Source organism: uncultured Eudoraea sp. (assembly GCF_947260015.1).
In the GTDB taxonomy this organism is placed as follows: domain Bacteria; phylum Bacteroidota; class Bacteroidia; order Flavobacteriales; family Flavobacteriaceae; genus Eudoraea.
Window position 1 is genome coordinate 24,228 of record NZ_CAMYOM010000016.1, and the last position, 16,995, is coordinate 41,222.

Here is a 16,995-nt window from a genome sequence, read left to right on the forward strand (position 1 = left end):
TATAAAATGAAAAGAAATATAATTTTCATCCTGGTATTGATATGTGGGACTGTAAACGCTCAAAATATTGAGGATGTACTCAGATACAGCATTGAAAACACCAATGGTACAGCTCGCTTTCAGGGCTTAAGTGGAGCTTTTGGAGCTCTGGGTGGTGATCTATCCGCATTAAATATCAATCCGGCAGGCTCGGCAGTATTCAATAATAGTCAGTTTACTATGACCGGAACTAACTACAATCGCAACAACGATGCAACGTATTTCGGGAGAACCAACAATACCCGACTTAATTCATTTAAAATTAATCAAGCAGGAGGTGTTATCGTATTTAAAAATTACGATAAAAATGCTGATTGGAGGAAATACTCTTTAGCTTTTAACTATGATCTGGTAAATAATTTTAGCAATCAATTTTTTACCTCCGGGAATAGTAATGAAGGTATTGACAACTACTTTCTTGCTTATGCTCAGGGCCAGCCGTTAGGTCCCTTGTTTGTTCAGGATGGCGAGTTGATTGAAGAGGCCTATCTGGATATAGGGAGTAGTCTTGGTTTTGGACCACAGCAGGCATTTTTAGGTTTTCAAGCCGGGGTAATTGATCCGGTAGATATTGATGATGACAACAACACACAATATATTTCTAACGCTGAATACAACAGCGTAAATCAGGAATTTTTGCAATCTACCAGAGGCTATAACAGCAAGTTTACCATGAATTTTGGCACGCAATTCAAGGATTTTCTATCTATGGGTGCTTCATTAAATTTTCATAGTATATATTATGAGAAATACACTCAATTGAGCGAGAGTGGTTTTGATACCGGATCAGAAGTTCAATTTATTAATTTTGATAACCTGCTGGCTACAAGAGGAAATGCGTTCTCCTTCAGCTTAGGAGTCATCGCTAAATTGAATAAATTAATAAGAATGGGGGCGAGTTATCAATCTCCCACATGGTATGATTTAAGGGATGATTTTTCACAAAGAATTAATTCGGATTCCCCGGTTAGAAATTCGGATATAACATTTATAGATTTCAACATTGTCAATCTTTTCCCAAACTATAAGGTAAAGACTCCAGGCAAGTTTAATGGAAGTATGGCTCTTGTTTTTGGTCCCAATGGGCTTTTAAGTTTTGATTACAGTTATCAGGATATGTCCAATGCAGAATTACGGCCTACTTCGGATTCAAGTTTTGCCACAGTTAATTCGGTAATTTCCAGTGAACTAAGATCGGTATCTACATTTAGAGTTGGCGGGGAATACCGTATAAAACAATTAAGTCTGCGTGGTGGTTATCGCTATGAGCAAAGTCCTTATGCAAACAGAATTACTGTAGGCGATTTAAATGGGTTTTCTGCTGGTATAGGTTATAACTTCGGAGGCAGCAGACTAGACTTTACTTACAGCAGGTCTGAAAGAGATGGTAATGTTCAGCTTGCTGATGTGGGTTTAACAACTCCGGCAAGCTTAAATGCCGCTATGAACAATTATAGCTTCGGATACACAATTAATTTCTAAACTCAAATAATAAAGAAAAAAACCCCTGAAAGTATTCAGGGGTTTTTTTTATCTCACAAGTGAAAAATGAGTTCGTATGGAATTGGCCACCTGGACGCCGTCTTCATCTCGGGCATAATCCAGACGGAACCAATAATCAGATGAGGGCATGGGCCTTCCGTTAAAAGTCCCGTCCCATCCTATTGTAGTTTCATCCAGTTGTTTTAACAATTTGCCGTAACGGTCAAAAATAAAAACCACCGGATCTGAAAGTGTCTCAATTCCCAGAATGTTCCAGGCATCGTGAATACCATCACCATTGGGTGTAAAAAACTTAGGGTATCCCACTACTAAAAATTCAATGGGCTCCGAGGTTCCACAACCATTTTTATCATTTATTATAACGGAATTCAATCCGGGAGGAATATCCAGAAATACAGATTCATCCTGAAATTCACCTCCATTTATAGCGTATTCATATTCGCCATCACCATCTACAAAAAACTCTACATTATTACTATCGGATAAGTCGTCCAAAATAACTATCCCATCCGGGTCCGGTAACAAAACCGGAATTCCATAATATGTAATTAAAATATCATCTGTAATAGTAGTGGCAAGTGTAGTTAAAATTGAAACATAGTATCTCCCTGAGGTCGGGCTGCTTACTACCAATTCCGCACCAAGTGGTCCTGATCCTGCAAGGGTTGCATCTATAGTTCCATCATCATCGTAATCCACTGTCCAGGTTACCGTTGCAATATCGGGTCCTGCTGGTGAATTTAAAGCCGTTAAAGTAATATCCGGATCACCTTCGCAGGCAATAATATCTAATCCTAAAAATTCATCCCTAAGTGTACAGTCGAGCGCTGTATCCTGATCTGCATCCACAGAACTACCGGTAAAGGTCAACGAAAAAGGTTCAGGATTTCCATCAAAGTTAGTATTGAAGTTGTTGATCAGAAGGTAATAGATTTCCCCGGCTGTGACATCTATCCATTCATCATAAGTATTTTGGTTTGCGGTTAAAGGTGGTGCTCCTTCCTGACCATTTTCCGGATTAACCCCTACTCCTGTAAAGTTTGTGCTATTTACTTCGTAATTGCATCTAATAGGTTGTGCTGTTCCATTACTTATATCGCCACAATCCGTGTCTGGTCCGTATAATGCAAAATCATATTCTGAGGTTATCGTGGTGCCTAAGGCTGGTAATGCCTCTATATCAAAACCAATTTGACCATCTGTCCCTGCCCTAAAGACATACCAGGATGTATTGTTTTCAATGTTTGCAGAACCAACACTCCCTTTTTCCAAACAACCAGTTTGCCTGATTACATCAGGATCAAAATCATCAACATCACCAAGGCCATCAGTGAATGATAGAATTGGCGCATCGGCACAAACGGGGATGGCACTTCGGCAATCTGCAGAGTTCTGCGCCATAACTCCAATACAGAAAAGGAGTGTGCAGCACAGGGAGCTAACGAGTGTTCGCATAGATCAAGGGGCTAACATTATAATAATAATCTATACTATAACTCCAAGGGCTAAAATTTAGTATATCTCGCCGAGGGTTTTCTGCACTTTATCGATAAACGACAAGCCGTTAAAAATGCAAAATTTTATCTTTTTAATGCAAAATGATTATTTATGTACCTGGCCTCAACAAGCTGGCCCTGTAAATCTGTATATATGAGCTTAAACCAATAATCTGTAGATGGCAATTCTCTGCCATTAAAAGTACCGTCCCAGCCGAGGCTACTGTCATCCATCTGTTTTAAGAGTTTGCCGTATCTGTCATATACATAAACCATAGGGTTTTCCAGATTGGAGACTCCCAAAATATGCCAATAATCATTAGTTCCATCACCATTAGGTGTAAAAAAACTAGGGAATCCTACAACAGTGATGGTCTCAGTTACAGAACCACAACCGTTAAGATCATTAATTGTAACCGTATGCACTCCAGGCGGGACATTGGTAAAGATATTACTCGACTGAAATGCTTCGCTGTCTATTTGGTATTCAAAGCTACCTATCACATCCGTAATAACCTCTACCGTATTATTGTTTTGAAGGTCATCAATAATTACATCCGTAATTTCCGGAGTTTCCGAAACAACTACTGTGATTAAGCCGGAGGTTGAACAGGATTGTCCCCATTGACTATTGGTAACTGTTAAGGTATAACTCCCTGCCTGTGTAACAGTAATACCGGGAGTAGTTTCACCAGAATCCCAGGAATAGGTATATTGGGCGTTAGGTGTTGTTTCACCAATGATTACACCTGCTGTATCTTCACATATAAAAATCTCGGTAGAAAAGTTTAAAACCGGTGTTTCCACAACACTTAACTGAAACTGTTCAGAAGCGTCATAACATCTGGGATTTTCTAATGAGCTGTTTCGAACAAAAATGGATTCAGTTCCAATGCTTAGAGGATATGGCGATATTAATGAATTTATGCCAAGAATAGCATCATTTAGTGTGCTATGATAAGTAACCATAAAAGCGGCAGGATCCTGGGTACCTAATGCCTGACTATCCTTTTGAGTTAAATCATATTCCATAGAATCTGAACAAACTATTTCATCTGAGACAGAATATGTTATTGGTGATGTATTAAAGGCCACCTGAACATCGCTTATTATATTGGTCATGGTGGTGGTAATCACTTCCACCCTGTACATGGCAGATACAGTTACATGCAGGGTTGGGCCGGTTTCGCCAGCTATTGGTTGAAAACCCGATCCTGTGTCACTATACCAGGTATAGCTTAAAGCATTGGAGGTGGTTCCATCCAAAATAATATTCTCATTATCACATGCGGCCAGGGGTGGACCAAGGAGATTATTTATAATGGAACAATCCAGGGCGTCAAATGGATTGGTTATAAAAATATCTCCGGAAAACTGAATCGAAAAACCGGAATTATTGTTACTAAAGTTATTTATCATCAGATAGTAATCCTCACCCGGCATTACGTCTAACCAATCTTCATAAAGTACAGTACTTGTGTTTCCGGTGGGGTCTTCCCCTACTCCCATAAATGTTTCCTCATCACTGTTATCAAAGAAGTTACAACGTACAGGGTCTCCCAAACTGCTACAGTCCGATGCCCGGTATAAGGCAAAATCCCAGTCCTCAGAGGCATCAAAACCTATATTGAATCCTAACTGTCCCGATGCTCCGGTTCGAAAACGATACCATGCAGAATTAGATTCTATAGATCCGGTTATTGTTTGTTCCAGGCAACCATTTGTTGTGGCTCCATTGAAATCATCTATGCCATAACCCTGTGTACCCCCGTTAACCGGAGTATTGTTGCATATGGGTACAGCATTGCCACAATCAGCTGCTACCTGGGCCATAAGTGAAGTGGTCCCAAGTAATGTTAAAAACCAGAATATTAAGCTTTTACCCCTCATAAACAGGTATTCGATTTGGAATTTATAAAAATACCCTGTAGTTCTGCTTAACACTAATTTATGTTGTGTATCGCCCTAAACAGAGTATAAAGTGCCATTTTATGTATATCTTTGCCTTTCGAAAAATAGGTATCCGGATGAAATTAGACAGAACATTGGAAGAACATTTTGAAGACCTGGGAAATGATCATGTTTCCTCCTCTGAACAAACCCCAATGAGAAAAGATGCATTTGTTTTAAGCGACGAAGAAAAAATTGAGCGTATACGCGAAAATGTCAGGGAAATTATGCTAACGCTGGGCCTCGACCTGGAGGACGATAGTTTAAGTGGAACACCAGACAGGGTGGCAAAAATGTATGTAAAGGAACTCTTTGGCGGGTTAGAGCCAAAGAAAAAACCGAAATCTTCTACGTTTGAGAATAAGTACAAATACGGTGAAATGTTGGTGGAAAAAAATATAACCGTGTATTCTACCTGTGAGCACCATCTTCTTCCCATTGTGGGAAGGGCACATATAGCTTACATTTCAAACGGTACGGTAGTTGGACTTTCCAAGATGAACAGAATAGTTGATTATTATGCCAAAAGGCCACAGGTACAGGAACGGCTGAATATTCAAATCGTAAAAGAACTTCAGGAAGTATTAGGCACCAAAGATGTTGCCTGCGTTATTGATGCTAAGCATTTGTGCGTAAATTCGCGAGGAATACGGGATGTGGATAGTAGTACCGTTACAGCAGAATACGGTGGCAAATTTAAAGAAGAGGCCATCAGACGCGAGTTTTTGGACTATATAAACCTGGAGACCAATTTCTAATTGTATATAGCAACAATGCAATTGTATAAAACCCAACACCTTAAAGTCTATAATTCCCTTTCCAGTACCAAAGAACTATTTGAACCAATTAACGAAGGGCATGTAGGTATGTACGTATGCGGTCCCACGGTATACAGCAATGTACATCTGGGAAACTGCCGGACTTTTATGTCCTTTGATATGATCTTCCGTTACCTGAGGCATTTGGGGTACAAGGTGCGGTATGTAAGGAATATTACCGATGCAGGTCATTTGGAAGACGATGCTGATGAAGGGGAAGACAAAATTGCCAAAAAGGCACGGTTGGAGGAAATAGAGCCCATGGAGGTGGTACAGCGCTATACCGTAGATTTTCACAATATTCTTCAGAAATTTAACTTTTTACCTCCTAGTATTGAACCAACAGCAACAGGTCATATTATAGAGCAAATAGAGATCATTAAGGATATCCTTGAAAAAGGTTATGCTTATGAAATTAATGATTCTGTCTACTTCGACGTTAAGAAGTTTAATGAAGATTATGAATATGGTAAGCTGAGTGGCAGAAAGCTGGAAGACATGATCTCAAACACAAGGGAACTTACTGCTCAGGACGATAAGAAAAGCCCTCAGGATTTTGCTTTGTGGAAAAAGGCTGAACCACAACATATCATGCGATGGCCTTCCCCATGGGGAGATGGTTTTCCGGGTTGGCATCTTGAATGTACGGCAATGAGCACAAAATATCTTGGTGAGAATTTTGACATACACGGAGGTGGAATGGATCTGAAATTTCCTCATCACGAATGTGAAATTGCCCAGGCAGAAGCGGGCAATGGTCAATCGCCTGTTAAATATTGGCTGCATGCCAATATGCTTACCCTAAATGGTAAGAAAATGGCAAAATCTACCGGGAATAATATTCTTCCGAATGAGATCTTTTCTGGTAATAATAGCATACTTAGCAAAGCATTTTCTCCTTCCGCGGTACGCTTTTTTATGATGCAGGCACATTATACCAGTATTCTTGATTTAAGTAACGAAGCCCTGCTTGCCTCTGAAAAAGGCTATCAAAGGCTTATGGAGGCAATTACCGGTCTGGACGGATTAAATACCGGTGTTACTTCAGATTTTGATGTAAAGGAATGGAAGCAAAAGTGTTATGATGCAATGAATGACGATTTTAACACCCCAATTCTAATTGCAAACCTTTTTGAAGGAGTTAAACATATCAACCTCATAAAAGAAGGAAAAGAACAGCTTTCCGCAGATGATAAAAAAATTCTTATTGAGACCATGAATAGTTTTGTATTTGATGTTCTTGGCCTGGAAAATATAAATGATAGCGGAAGGGATTTAGAAAAGTTATCGGGTGTCGTGGAATTACTCATACAATTGCGTAATGAAGCTCGCGCCAACAAAGATTTTGGTACATCTGATAAAATCAGGGACCAATTGGCAGCCCTTGGTATTCAGTTAAAAGATAGCAAAGAAGGAACAACATTCAACGTCTCCCGATAAATTGCGGTTTCCATCGGGTTGATTCTTGCCGATTTTCTTTTATGAATTTCTATTACTAATGGCACTGAAAATTAGTCTTTAAAAATATTCTTTAAGGTGAAAAAAATTCTAATTGCACCCTTTGTACTTCTTGTTAGGTTTTACCAGTTGGTTATTTCACCTTTGACCCCTTCCACTTGCCGATATTCCCCAACATGCTCTCAATATACCCTTGAGGCTTTAAAAAAACATGGTCTTTTTAAAGGGGGTTGGTACTCCATAAAACGAATTTTCAGTTGTAATCCATGGGGTGGAAAAGGATATGATCCGGTCCCTTGACATCTTAAACGTTAGGCGATCCGCTCTAAAAGTCACTAATCTAACCCAGATTAAAGACCAGATAGAATAGGTAACATCAGTAATATTTTGCCTTTGGCCTCTGTTCAATTTTCTTATCTTAGCCGCTTAAAATCTTCACTATGTATTTTTTAGGTTTTACCTGGAATCCCGATGACACCCTTTTTACGCTTGGGGTTTTACAAATCAAGTACTATAATCTATCCTGGATAGTGGCCTTTGCCCTTGGCTGGTATATTATGAAAAAGATTTTTTTAAACGAAAAAAAATCTCTGGAGCAGCTAGATTCTCTTTTTATTTATACCGTACTCGCTACCATGTTGGGTGCACGCCTTGGACATGTCATTTTTTATGACTGGCCCTATTACAAAAACCATCTTGTAGAGATTTTACTTCCGATAAAAGAGCGTGCGGGAAGTACATTATTCGGCATTATTAATGGTTATGAATTTACCGGTTTTACCGGCTTGGCAAGCCATGGCGCAGCTATTGGTATTATTATCGGCATGTATCTTTTGAGCAGAAAATACAAAGACCTTAAAATGTTATGGGTTTTAGACCGGGTGGTTATTACTGTTGCTATAGGGGCATTTTTCGTAAGATTAGGCAATTTCTTTAACTCGGAGATAAATGGTAAAATAACAGATGAAAATTTTGCTTTTGCGACTAAATTTGTGCGCGATTCAGATGATATGCCGGCTGCATCCGCCTTACAGATTACCAAAGAACAGACTGTTAATGCGGCCTATGCTGCACTGGAAAATAATCCTAAATTTGCTGACTATTTCAGTGCTATTCCTTTTAGACATCCTGCTCAATTGTATGAAGGTGTCGCCTATATATTTGTTTTTCTGATTCTGTATTACCTCTATTGGAAGACCGATAAAAAGAATCAGCCTGGTTTTTTATTTGGTTTATTCCTGGTACTCCTTTGGACCATTCGGTTTTTTGTAGAATTTGTAAAGAAAAGTCAGGGTGGATTTGAAGAATCATTAGGATTATTATCAACCGGCCAATGGTTAAGTATTCCTTTTATTCTTGTTGGGTTTTATTTTATGTTTAGAAGAAAAAGTGTTACTGCCCGGTGAATATCGACTTAACATATGGTAAGATGAAAACACAAATATTTTTTGGTATTTGCCTGATTTTAGCCCTCGTAACGCTTAGTGGCTGCAAGAATGATCAGAAAACGGCGGTCAAAACAGAGCCCATAACATTTACAAAAGAGGGAGAACTCACCATCTATAAGGCACAGTCAGACTCTGTTATTGTAAAATACAATATCGAAATCGCGGAATCTGATTATGAGACCCAGACGGGCCTTATGTACCGCGAATCCATGGAATTGGATCAGGGGATGTTTTTTATCTTTCCGGACGTGCTTTTTCATTCTTTTTATATGAAAAATACTAAAATACCTCTGGACCTTATTTTTATAGATGAGGAACTTAGGATCGCAAGTTATAAGGAAAATGCGCAACCATTGGATGAGACCGGCCTGTCGTCTGAAGTCCCGGTTCAATATGTACTGGAACTTAATGCCGGACAATGCAAACAATATTCTTTGGCGGTTGGTGATCGCATCGCATTTATAAGAATGTAAAAAGTAGAAAATGAACTTACTTCTTGAAGGGGAGGAAAGTAATCGGCTTATTTTCCGTAAAGTATCGAAGACAGATTTTAATGCCTGGTTACCATTTCACCAAGAACCCTTAAGTTCACAATATTTTGCCGGAGAAATCTTTGAACCAAAAGCAGCATGCCAGAATTGGTTCACTAAAGTCTTTACCCGTTATGAAAATAATTTAGGTGGTCTTAACGCCTTGATAAATAAGGAAAGTGGTCTACTAATAGGTATGTGTGGCTTATTAATTCAAACAGTAGACGAGATCCAGGAACTGGAAATTGGCTATTCTATTTTACCGGAATACTGGAAAAAAGGCTATGCTTCAGAGGCGGCAAAAAAATGTAAGGCTTATGCCTTGGAACACCAACTGGCAGATTCCATAATTTCAATCATACATATAGACAATATAGGATCTCAAAAAGTTGCCCTGAACAACGGGATGCACCCTGATAAAACCACTACCTATAAAGGCATCCCGGTTCATATTTTCAGGTCCCTACTATGAGACTTGGGATGTACAGCTCAATTTCCCATTACACCAACAGCTTTAAAATTTATAAGCTTAGGTTATTTTCTATTGCACGATTAGGATTCCTTTTTCTTCACCGTACAAGTGCTAATACCAAATGGTGCATATATGGGACAGAAACTAATAAAACTAGTTAATAGAAAGATTACCGCTACTATTAATAAAACGATACCTAACGTACCTCCTACAGTACCTGTGAAGTAAAGTGCGGCGAAAATTGCAGCGATTATAAATCGGATAATACGATCAGTTGAACCCATATTATTTTTCATGATTTTTGTATTTTAATTAGACAATTGTTCCATAAGCAATAATATACCTGTAACCATAATTGTGCAGATTAGGCATCCCAGCAAAAATTTTACAAGTTTCCTGCTCATCAATCTTTTACACAAAATTATATTGGAAAAATCTGTTGTACAGTGACTTTAGTCACTGTTAGAAAATTTTAATTCCTTTGCTGTCTTGTTTCACTAGGCCGTCATTTTCCAGTTTCTTCATTACACGACTAACAACTTCCCTGACTGTGCCTAATTCATCCGCAACTTGTTGATGTGATATTTTTAATGGGTTTTGATGGCTCACTTGAGCTTTGGTTTTCAAATGCTTGTACAACCTTTCATCCATTCTATTAAATAAAACATGGTGAATGGTATCCAGCAAATCACTATAACGTTGTTTGTATTGTTGAAAAAACAGCGTGTTGATATCAGGATATTGAATCATCCACTTAGCTACCTTATTAACCGGCAACAATAATGCGGTTGTGTCCTCCTCTGTAATAGCAAAAATAGTACTGGGTTCATTTTTTATACTTGCAGAAAATGACATAATACAACTTTCATCCGGCTGGATATAATAGAGTAATAGTTCCCGGTCTTCGTAGCGGGTATAGACCTTGATCAAGCCTTCAAGCACTATAGGGATTACTTTTATAAACTGACCTTCCCGTAAGATTTCTGTATGTCGGGGTAGCTTTTTTAAGATAGCTTCATCCTGTATTTTTTTAACTAATTCCGCGTTTAAATACGAAAGTGAATTGCCTATGTCCATGCCCGTTAACTTCTAAATGTAAATATTTCATCTTCTTAAATCAAAGATAAATATAAAACTGCCCCAATAAATATTGGGGCAGTTTACAAAACCAATTAAGGGAAGGGGGGCTTACTCCTTTTAGTGGTTTTATCAACAAGCAGGTCTAATTCTGCTCAAAAGTCAATGTATCCGTACCTCCATTGCCACCACTTATGTGGATAAGTTCAATCCTGGAATTTGTTCGGGAAACAATGTCCCAATCTTCAGATAACTCATTGAAATTTGAGGGTGAGGCAAAAAAGATGTTAAAATCAATATCATCACTGCTATCATCATTACTACTATCATCGTTACTGTCGTCATTACTACTGTCATCAGTAACCGACCATGTACCATCTATTGTAATCGAACCATTATCTGCTACCAGATTACCATCCGAATTAAAGGAAAATCCATAACCGGTAAAATTTGTGGTTTCATCACTCCCCGAGTCTATAAAATTGGTAATGGTCCATGTTCCTGTTGACACCAAATCCGAAATTTCCTGAATATCAGCCATAATATTGGCAGCGTTAACATCATCAGAATTATCAGATGAACAGGAAATAAATAGGAGCGCAAATACCATCAAAGTATAAAATAAATTGTTGCTTTTCATAGTTGTATTTTTAAGGTTATAATTTTTCCAGAATCAAAGTATCCGTTCCGCCACCGCCACCGCTAGTGTCTCGCAATTCCACACTTGTATCAGAGGTAGCAATTACATCCCAGTTATCATTGAACTCATCGAACGGAATGGAAGTCCCAAAATTTAATAGGAGTTCACTTTCAGAATTTTGCACAACCCAGGTACCATTTATCAGACTCCCATTATCTGCCACTACAGTACCATCATTATTGAAGTTCAGTTCGTATCCGCTGTAATCATTGGTCTCATCAATACCATCATCTAAATAAGATGCCACTGTCCAAAGTCCATCCTGTAAAATGGTTCCAAGCATGCCCATATTGTCACCGCCATTCCCGTCACCACTATTGGTGCAATCACTTTCAAATCGCAAACGATCATCACCTAAACGCATATCCACTTGGTTTTCATCATCATGCTGTTCAATTTCATGTAAATTCCATGTATCGTTGAAATCCGGTAAATTGGGAATATTTATTTCAACTGAAATACTTTCACCGCTTCCCGCGCTTTCCCATGTTCCGGGGAATGTATCGCTATTTGAGGTTGCTGAAAGGGTTCCATCAGCCATGAAATTAAACTGATATCCAACATAAAGGTCTTCCAGGTCATTATCATTACGTTCCAGTTTATCTACCATCCAATTGTCGCATCCTGTTAAAACATCAGCTAGCTGATCTGTACTACAATTTTCGCAATCATCATCATCAAAATCATTGTCGTCATCTTCATCACAATCATCTTTGGCATCATCCAAGATATCTTCTAGTTGATTCAGATTAAATGCTTCAACTTCAGTTCCATCTGAAAGTATTACCACAATGGGGAACCCTACATTAACGATATCGGTATCTTCAAGGTCATCGATAAAATTATAAAGCTCTTGATCATTATTAATATCCAATGTGCCAATCAATTCGTTATTAATATCAAAAATGGAGGTCGAAATAGGATATTTGATATCTGCACATTCTATGTCATCATCTTCTATATTTTCACCATCGCAGTCGTCTGAAAAGTTTTCAAATTCATCAAAACTGTTGATTGTAACCTCTGTAAAATCGGCTAAAACAATAGTGATTGGGAAGTATATTTCCAGGTCATCATCATCATCATCAAATTCGTCAAAAATATCCTCAATAGTATCAAAATCTTCTTCAGAATCTACAATAATCTCCAAACCACTCACATTAACAGTTACCGGTAAATCAATGGAGAAACAACTGGCGTTATCAATAATATTATCATCAGATCCATCGTTCATGGATGTACGCAGTAACAAATTGGCAACATTAGAATTAGCTTTGAGAGTTTCTTCTGGGTTGGCCTCAATAAATTCATTTTCCTCCTGCCTGCAGGATACAATTAGAATTGATAGGAGGATTAGTAATACAGATAGTAATTTAGGGGTCTTTTTCATAGTAAATTAAGTTTAAAGGTTAATAGCGTTTAATAGTAAAACAACCAACTTCTGAAAACTCCTGAAATTTTTTGTAAAAAATTATTTTTACATTCGAAGAAAAAAATTGGACCAGCTTGGCTAAAGAACTACATAAAGATATTTGTGAACAGGAAATCTTCTCGGGTATCTATAATAAATATTCGAAGGATCTTCATAATTTCTTATACTACAAATACGGAGAAGAATTGAATCCAAATGATAAAGCGCAGGATGCCTTTGTTAAGTTATGGGAAAATTGCAAGAAGGTTAAATTGAGTAAGGCAAAGGCCTTTTTGTACAAAGTAGCCAACAATATGATGTTGAATGAAATAAAACATCAGAAAGTCGTGTTACGCCACCAAAAGTTAAAGCCCAGGGACTATACCCATGAAACTCCAGAATTTCTTATGGAAAAAGAGCAGTATTTCAAAAAATATCAGCATGCACTTTCCAGGCTCTCGGGAGAACAGAGAGTTGCTTTTATGCTAAACAAAGTTGAAGGTAAAAAGCATGAAGAAATTGCTGAAATGCTGGGTATTACACGTAAAGTTGTGGAATACAGGATTTATACGGCATTTAGTATTTTAAAAAATGAATTGGAGGGATTTAAGATTTAAAATCAGGAAAAAAGGAAACTAAGTTGTTATATATGTAAGAAGCGTGTTTTATGGATAAAGAATATTTGATAGAAAAATGGCTGGCCAACCAGCTTACTGAGAAGGAACTAAAGGCTTTTGAAGCACTGGAAGATTATCCACAACTCATTGCTATTCTTGATAATGCCCAACAGTTTAAGGCTTCTGAATTTTCCTCTGTGTCTAATTTCGATACGTTTCAAAAACGACTTAAAACAGATCAAAAACCAGTACGAAAATTACCGTGGATAAAACCGCTATTGCGAATTGCAAGCGTTATGGTTCTTGGAATTGCCATCTACAGTATATTTATTTTCAACAATACAATCAAAGTGCAAACTATTGCTGGTGAAAAAATTGAAATAGAATTACCGGATGCTTCTAAAGTGATGGTTAACGCCAAATCTGAGGTCAAATACAGCAAACGTAAATGGGAACAAAAAAGGGAAATTAATCTGGCAGGAGAGGCATTTTTTACCGTTGCCAAAGGCTCCACCTTTGATGTGATCACCACCGAAGGAACGGTAACTGTTGTAGGCACCCAATTTAATGTTAAGCAAAGAGATGCTTTTTTTGAGGTAACATGTTATGAAGGCATCGTAAATGTTAGAACCAAAACTTTATCTGAAGAATTGAGGGCCGGCGACAACATTCGGTTTTCGGATGGAAAAATAATCCAGGGTCAAAATACCAGTGAATATCCTACATGGCTGAAAAACATTAGCAGTTTTCACAGGATGCCTATAAGCCATGTTATCGCCGAATTGGAAAGACAATACAGTATTAAAATTGTACTTGATCATGTATCACCTGAAATTTTATTTACGGGTGGTTTCATTCATAATAATATGGATAATGCACTGAAATCTGTTACTCAACCCCTAAATCTAAAATACAGGATGGATGGATCCAACAACGTTATCCTTTATCCTAGTGAAAAGTAAGTACCTCCTGTTTATAACTCTTTTAGTGGCCCTTTCTGCCTTCAAGATTTCGGCACAGGAAATTTCTGAAACAAAATTATTGATTAACATTTTGACTGATTTGCAAGAGCGGTATGGTTATCAATTTAATTATGCCTCCGAAACCATTGAAAATATTAGCATTCCAGAGCCTAATAAAGGACTGACGTTTGAAGAAACCATTAAATATCTGGAGCAACAAACTGGTTTACAATTTTCTACTTTACCTAACAAGTTTATCTCAATAAAAAAACCCGTAACAGAGCTTTGTGGTTATGTAAAAGACAAGGATACAGGAGAGCCTGTTGCATTTTGTACTGTACAAGCCGGAGGTGCATCAACGCTCACGGATGAATTGGGTTTTTTTAAAATTGATATTGCCAATAATAAAGAAACGCTGCATATACGCCATCTTAGTTATAAAACCCTCGACAGAAGTTATGCTTTTTTCAAAAAAGAAGATTGTGGCGTTATCTACCTGATTCCCAATCGACAACAGCTATCAGAAATTATACTCTACGATTATTTGATCAGAGGTATTGATAAGCTGGACAATGGTTCTTTTGAAATAGATTTCAATCAATTTAGCATATTGCCGGGGCTTATAGAAAGTGATGTACTTCAATCCATTCAGGCATTTCCCGGAATTATAAGTATAAATGAAACTGTTTCCAATATTAATATTCGTGGAGGAACCAACGATCAGAATCTCATATTATGGGACGATATTAAAATGTATCAATCAGGTCATTTTTTCGGATTAATCTCCATGTATAACCCACAGATAACACAAAAGGTTAAGCTACAAAAAAATGGCACCCCAAGCTCCTATACTGATGGTGTTTCTGGTACTATTGCCATGACGACTGAGCAAAGCATTAATCCAACATTCAAAGCAAATATTGGAATCAATTTTACTGATGCAAATGGGTTTGCTGATATCCCTTTGGGTAACAACTCGTCTATACAGTTAGCGGGCAGGAAATCTATCAGTGATTTTATTGAAACCCCTACCTATACTCAGTATTTCGACAGGATATCACAAGATACAGAAGTAGAAGATAATACCAACAATTCGGATATTAGCTCAGATTTTTATGACGCTTCAATGCGTTGGTTATATAAACCATCAGAAAAAGATGAAATACAATTAAACTTTATCAATGCCAACAATGAGCTTGTATTTAATGAAAATGAAATATTAAACAGTGAGGTTGAGACCAGGCAAAGTAGTTTAAATCAAAATAGTATTGCAGGGGGATTGCGTTATAAAAGGACCTGGAGTAATTCTTTTAGTACCCTGTTGAACATCTATGAATCAGATTATAAACTCAAGGCAATAAATGCAAATATTTTAAACGATCAGCGTTTTCTTCAGGAAAATAAGGTCTCAGAAACAGGAGCAAAAATTAGTGGCTCTTATCAAGTTAGCGAACGCTTGAATTGGGTAAATGGATATCACTTTGTAGAAACCAAGGTAACCAATCTGGATGATGTGGACGATCCTGTTTTTAGGAGGCTTATTGCGAATGTACTTCGTACCCATGGCATATTCACCGAACTCGATTTTATTTCGGTTAATAGAAGGACTACACTTAATTTAGGGCTCCGATTTAACTACCTGGATAAATTTAACAAGCAATTGTGGGAACCCCGCCTTAGTTTCAATCATCGCTTTTTAAACTGGTTTAACCTTGAGCTTTTGGGAGAGTTTAAGCACCAAAACACTTCTCAAATCATTAATTTTCAAAATGATTTTTTAGGAATTGAAAAGCGCCGCTGGCAGTTATCTGATAATAGTGATATCCCTGTTATAAAAAGTAAACAGGGTTCTCTTGGCTTGAGTTATAATCAAAATGGATGGTTAATTAATACTGTGGGATTCTATAAGGCAGTTGACGGTATTACATCACAAAGCCAGGGTTTTCAGAACCAGTTCGAATTTATAAAGTCCATTGGCAGCTATACCGCTTTAGGTTTGGATTTACTCGTACGTAAGCAATTTAACGATGCAAATGTTTGGTTAAGTTATTCCTATTTGGAAAATGAATATTCCTTTCCTGAATTATCCGGGACCAGTTTTCCTAGTAATTTTGATATCCCTCATGCCTTGTCATTAGGTACAACCTATATCCTCGAGCATTTTCGCTTTGCTGCAGGCTTAAATTGGCGGTCAGGCAAACCATATACACAACCCAATCCTGCTACACCAATTATTGATGATAACGTTAATTATGATCAAATAAATCAACAAAGATTGGAAGATTATATGCGCGTGGATCTCTCTGCCATTTATAATTTTAAGCTGGGGAAAAAAACCAGGGCCAATCTTGGGTTATCTGTCTGGAATTTGTTTGATAAAAAGAACGACATTAACATCTTTTATCGGATAACTACTTTAGGTGAAGTAGAAGCCATTATCCAGAATTCTTTGGGGATAACCCCTAATGCAATGTTCCGGGTCTATTTTTAATATAGTCCCTTTTTTCCTTTAAT

16 protein-coding genes are annotated in these 16,995 nt (G+C 37.7%); 10 read left to right on the plus strand and 6 right to left on the minus strand.

Translation table 11 applies throughout. The annotated features are described in order from the left end of the window. Positions 1-6: 6 nt before the first annotated feature. Positions 7-1,521 (plus strand): outer membrane protein transport protein, encoded by a 1,515-nt coding sequence (locus tag Q0X66_RS08690; RefSeq protein WP_297705395.1) that lies wholly within the window; start codon positions 7-9, stop codon positions 1,519-1,521. Between the two features lie 48 nt (positions 1,522-1,569). Here Q0X66_RS08690 and Q0X66_RS08695 read toward each other — a convergent pair whose 3' ends face one another. Then, positions 1,570-2,997: a T9SS type B sorting domain-containing protein gene (locus Q0X66_RS08695; RefSeq protein WP_297705397.1), complete on the minus strand. Its 1,428-nt coding sequence runs from the start codon at positions 2,995-2,997 to the stop codon at positions 1,570-1,572. A 125-nt stretch (positions 2,998-3,122) separates the two neighbouring features. After that, positions 3,123-4,928, minus strand: a complete 1,806-nt coding sequence (locus Q0X66_RS08700; RefSeq protein WP_297705400.1) for a T9SS type B sorting domain-containing protein — start codon at positions 4,926-4,928, stop codon at positions 3,123-3,125. Positions 4,929-5,065: 137 nt separating this feature from the next. On the opposite strand from Q0X66_RS08700, the gene folE reads away from it, so the two are divergent. The 6 genes from folE to Q0X66_RS08730 all read left to right on the plus strand — a co-directional run bounded on the left by folE (position 5,066) and on the right by Q0X66_RS08730 (position 9,714). Beyond that, on the plus strand, positions 5,066-5,746 hold the full coding sequence (gene folE, locus Q0X66_RS08705) for a GTP cyclohydrolase I FolE (RefSeq protein ID WP_297705402.1): 681 nt from the start codon (positions 5,066-5,068) through the stop codon (positions 5,744-5,746). A gap of 15 nt (positions 5,747-5,761) precedes the next feature. Further along, the gene (cysS, locus tag Q0X66_RS08710) at positions 5,762-7,246 is read left to right on the plus strand and encodes a cysteine--tRNA ligase (RefSeq protein ID WP_297705405.1); all 1,485 of its coding nucleotides are present in this window, start codon (positions 5,762-5,764) and stop codon (positions 7,244-7,246) included. A 96-nt stretch (positions 7,247-7,342) separates the two neighbouring features. Next, complete coding sequence (yidD, locus tag Q0X66_RS08715) at positions 7,343-7,564, plus strand: membrane protein insertion efficiency factor YidD (RefSeq protein WP_297705407.1); 222 nt, start codon at positions 7,343-7,345, stop codon at positions 7,562-7,564. Between the two features lie 140 nt (positions 7,565-7,704). Continuing rightward, on the plus strand, positions 7,705-8,670 hold the full coding sequence (gene lgt / locus Q0X66_RS08720) for a prolipoprotein diacylglyceryl transferase (RefSeq protein ID WP_297705409.1): 966 nt from the start codon (positions 7,705-7,707) through the stop codon (positions 8,668-8,670). Between the two features lie 23 nt (positions 8,671-8,693). Next, positions 8,694-9,185 (plus strand): DUF192 domain-containing protein, encoded by a 492-nt coding sequence (locus Q0X66_RS08725; RefSeq protein WP_297705411.1) that lies wholly within the window; start codon positions 8,694-8,696, stop codon positions 9,183-9,185. 10 nt (positions 9,186-9,195) lie between these two features. Continuing rightward, positions 9,196-9,714 carry a GNAT family N-acetyltransferase gene (locus Q0X66_RS08730; RefSeq protein ID WP_297705413.1) on the plus strand — a complete coding sequence of 173 codons (519 nt, stop codon included), beginning with the start codon at positions 9,196-9,198 and terminating at the stop codon, positions 9,712-9,714. An 80-nt stretch (positions 9,715-9,794) separates the two neighbouring features. On the opposite strand, the gene Q0X66_RS08735 is transcribed toward Q0X66_RS08730, so the two are convergent. The 4 genes from Q0X66_RS08735 to Q0X66_RS08750 form a co-directional block, all read right to left on the minus strand. Next, a complete protein-coding gene (locus Q0X66_RS08735) occupies positions 9,795-10,010 on the minus strand; it encodes a DUF2892 domain-containing protein (protein ID WP_297705415.1) in 216 nt (71 codons plus the stop codon). 166 nt (positions 10,011-10,176) lie between these two features. Further along, positions 10,177-10,791, minus strand: coding sequence for a Crp/Fnr family transcriptional regulator (locus tag Q0X66_RS08740; protein ID WP_297705417.1), 615 nt, complete (start codon positions 10,789-10,791; stop codon positions 10,177-10,179). Between the two features lie 145 nt (positions 10,792-10,936). Further along, positions 10,937-11,431: a hypothetical protein gene (locus tag Q0X66_RS08745; RefSeq protein WP_297705419.1), complete on the minus strand. Its 495-nt coding sequence runs from the start codon at positions 11,429-11,431 to the stop codon at positions 10,937-10,939. Between the two features lie 16 nt (positions 11,432-11,447). Then, entirely contained in the window at positions 11,448-12,881 is a 1,434-nt protein-coding gene (locus Q0X66_RS08750) for a hypothetical protein (protein ID WP_297705421.1), read from the minus strand. 116 nt (positions 12,882-12,997) lie between these two features. Here Q0X66_RS08750 and Q0X66_RS08755 point away from each other — a divergent pair, with 116 nt between their 5' ends. From Q0X66_RS08755 to Q0X66_RS08765, 3 genes are read left to right on the plus strand one after another with little or no spacing between them, the layout of a single operon-like run. Then, complete coding sequence (locus Q0X66_RS08755) at positions 12,998-13,519, plus strand: sigma-70 family RNA polymerase sigma factor (RefSeq protein WP_297705423.1); 522 nt, start codon at positions 12,998-13,000, stop codon at positions 13,517-13,519. Between the two features lie 50 nt (positions 13,520-13,569). After that, positions 13,570-14,481, plus strand: coding sequence for a FecR family protein (locus tag Q0X66_RS08760; protein ID WP_297705425.1), 912 nt, complete (start codon positions 13,570-13,572; stop codon positions 14,479-14,481). Continuing rightward, positions 14,441-16,972: a TonB-dependent receptor plug domain-containing protein gene (locus tag Q0X66_RS08765; protein WP_297705427.1), complete on the plus strand. Its 2,532-nt coding sequence runs from the start codon at positions 14,441-14,443 to the stop codon at positions 16,970-16,972. Before Q0X66_RS08760 ends, Q0X66_RS08765 begins: the two co-directional genes overlap by 41 nt. Positions 16,973-16,995 lie beyond the last annotated feature (23 nt).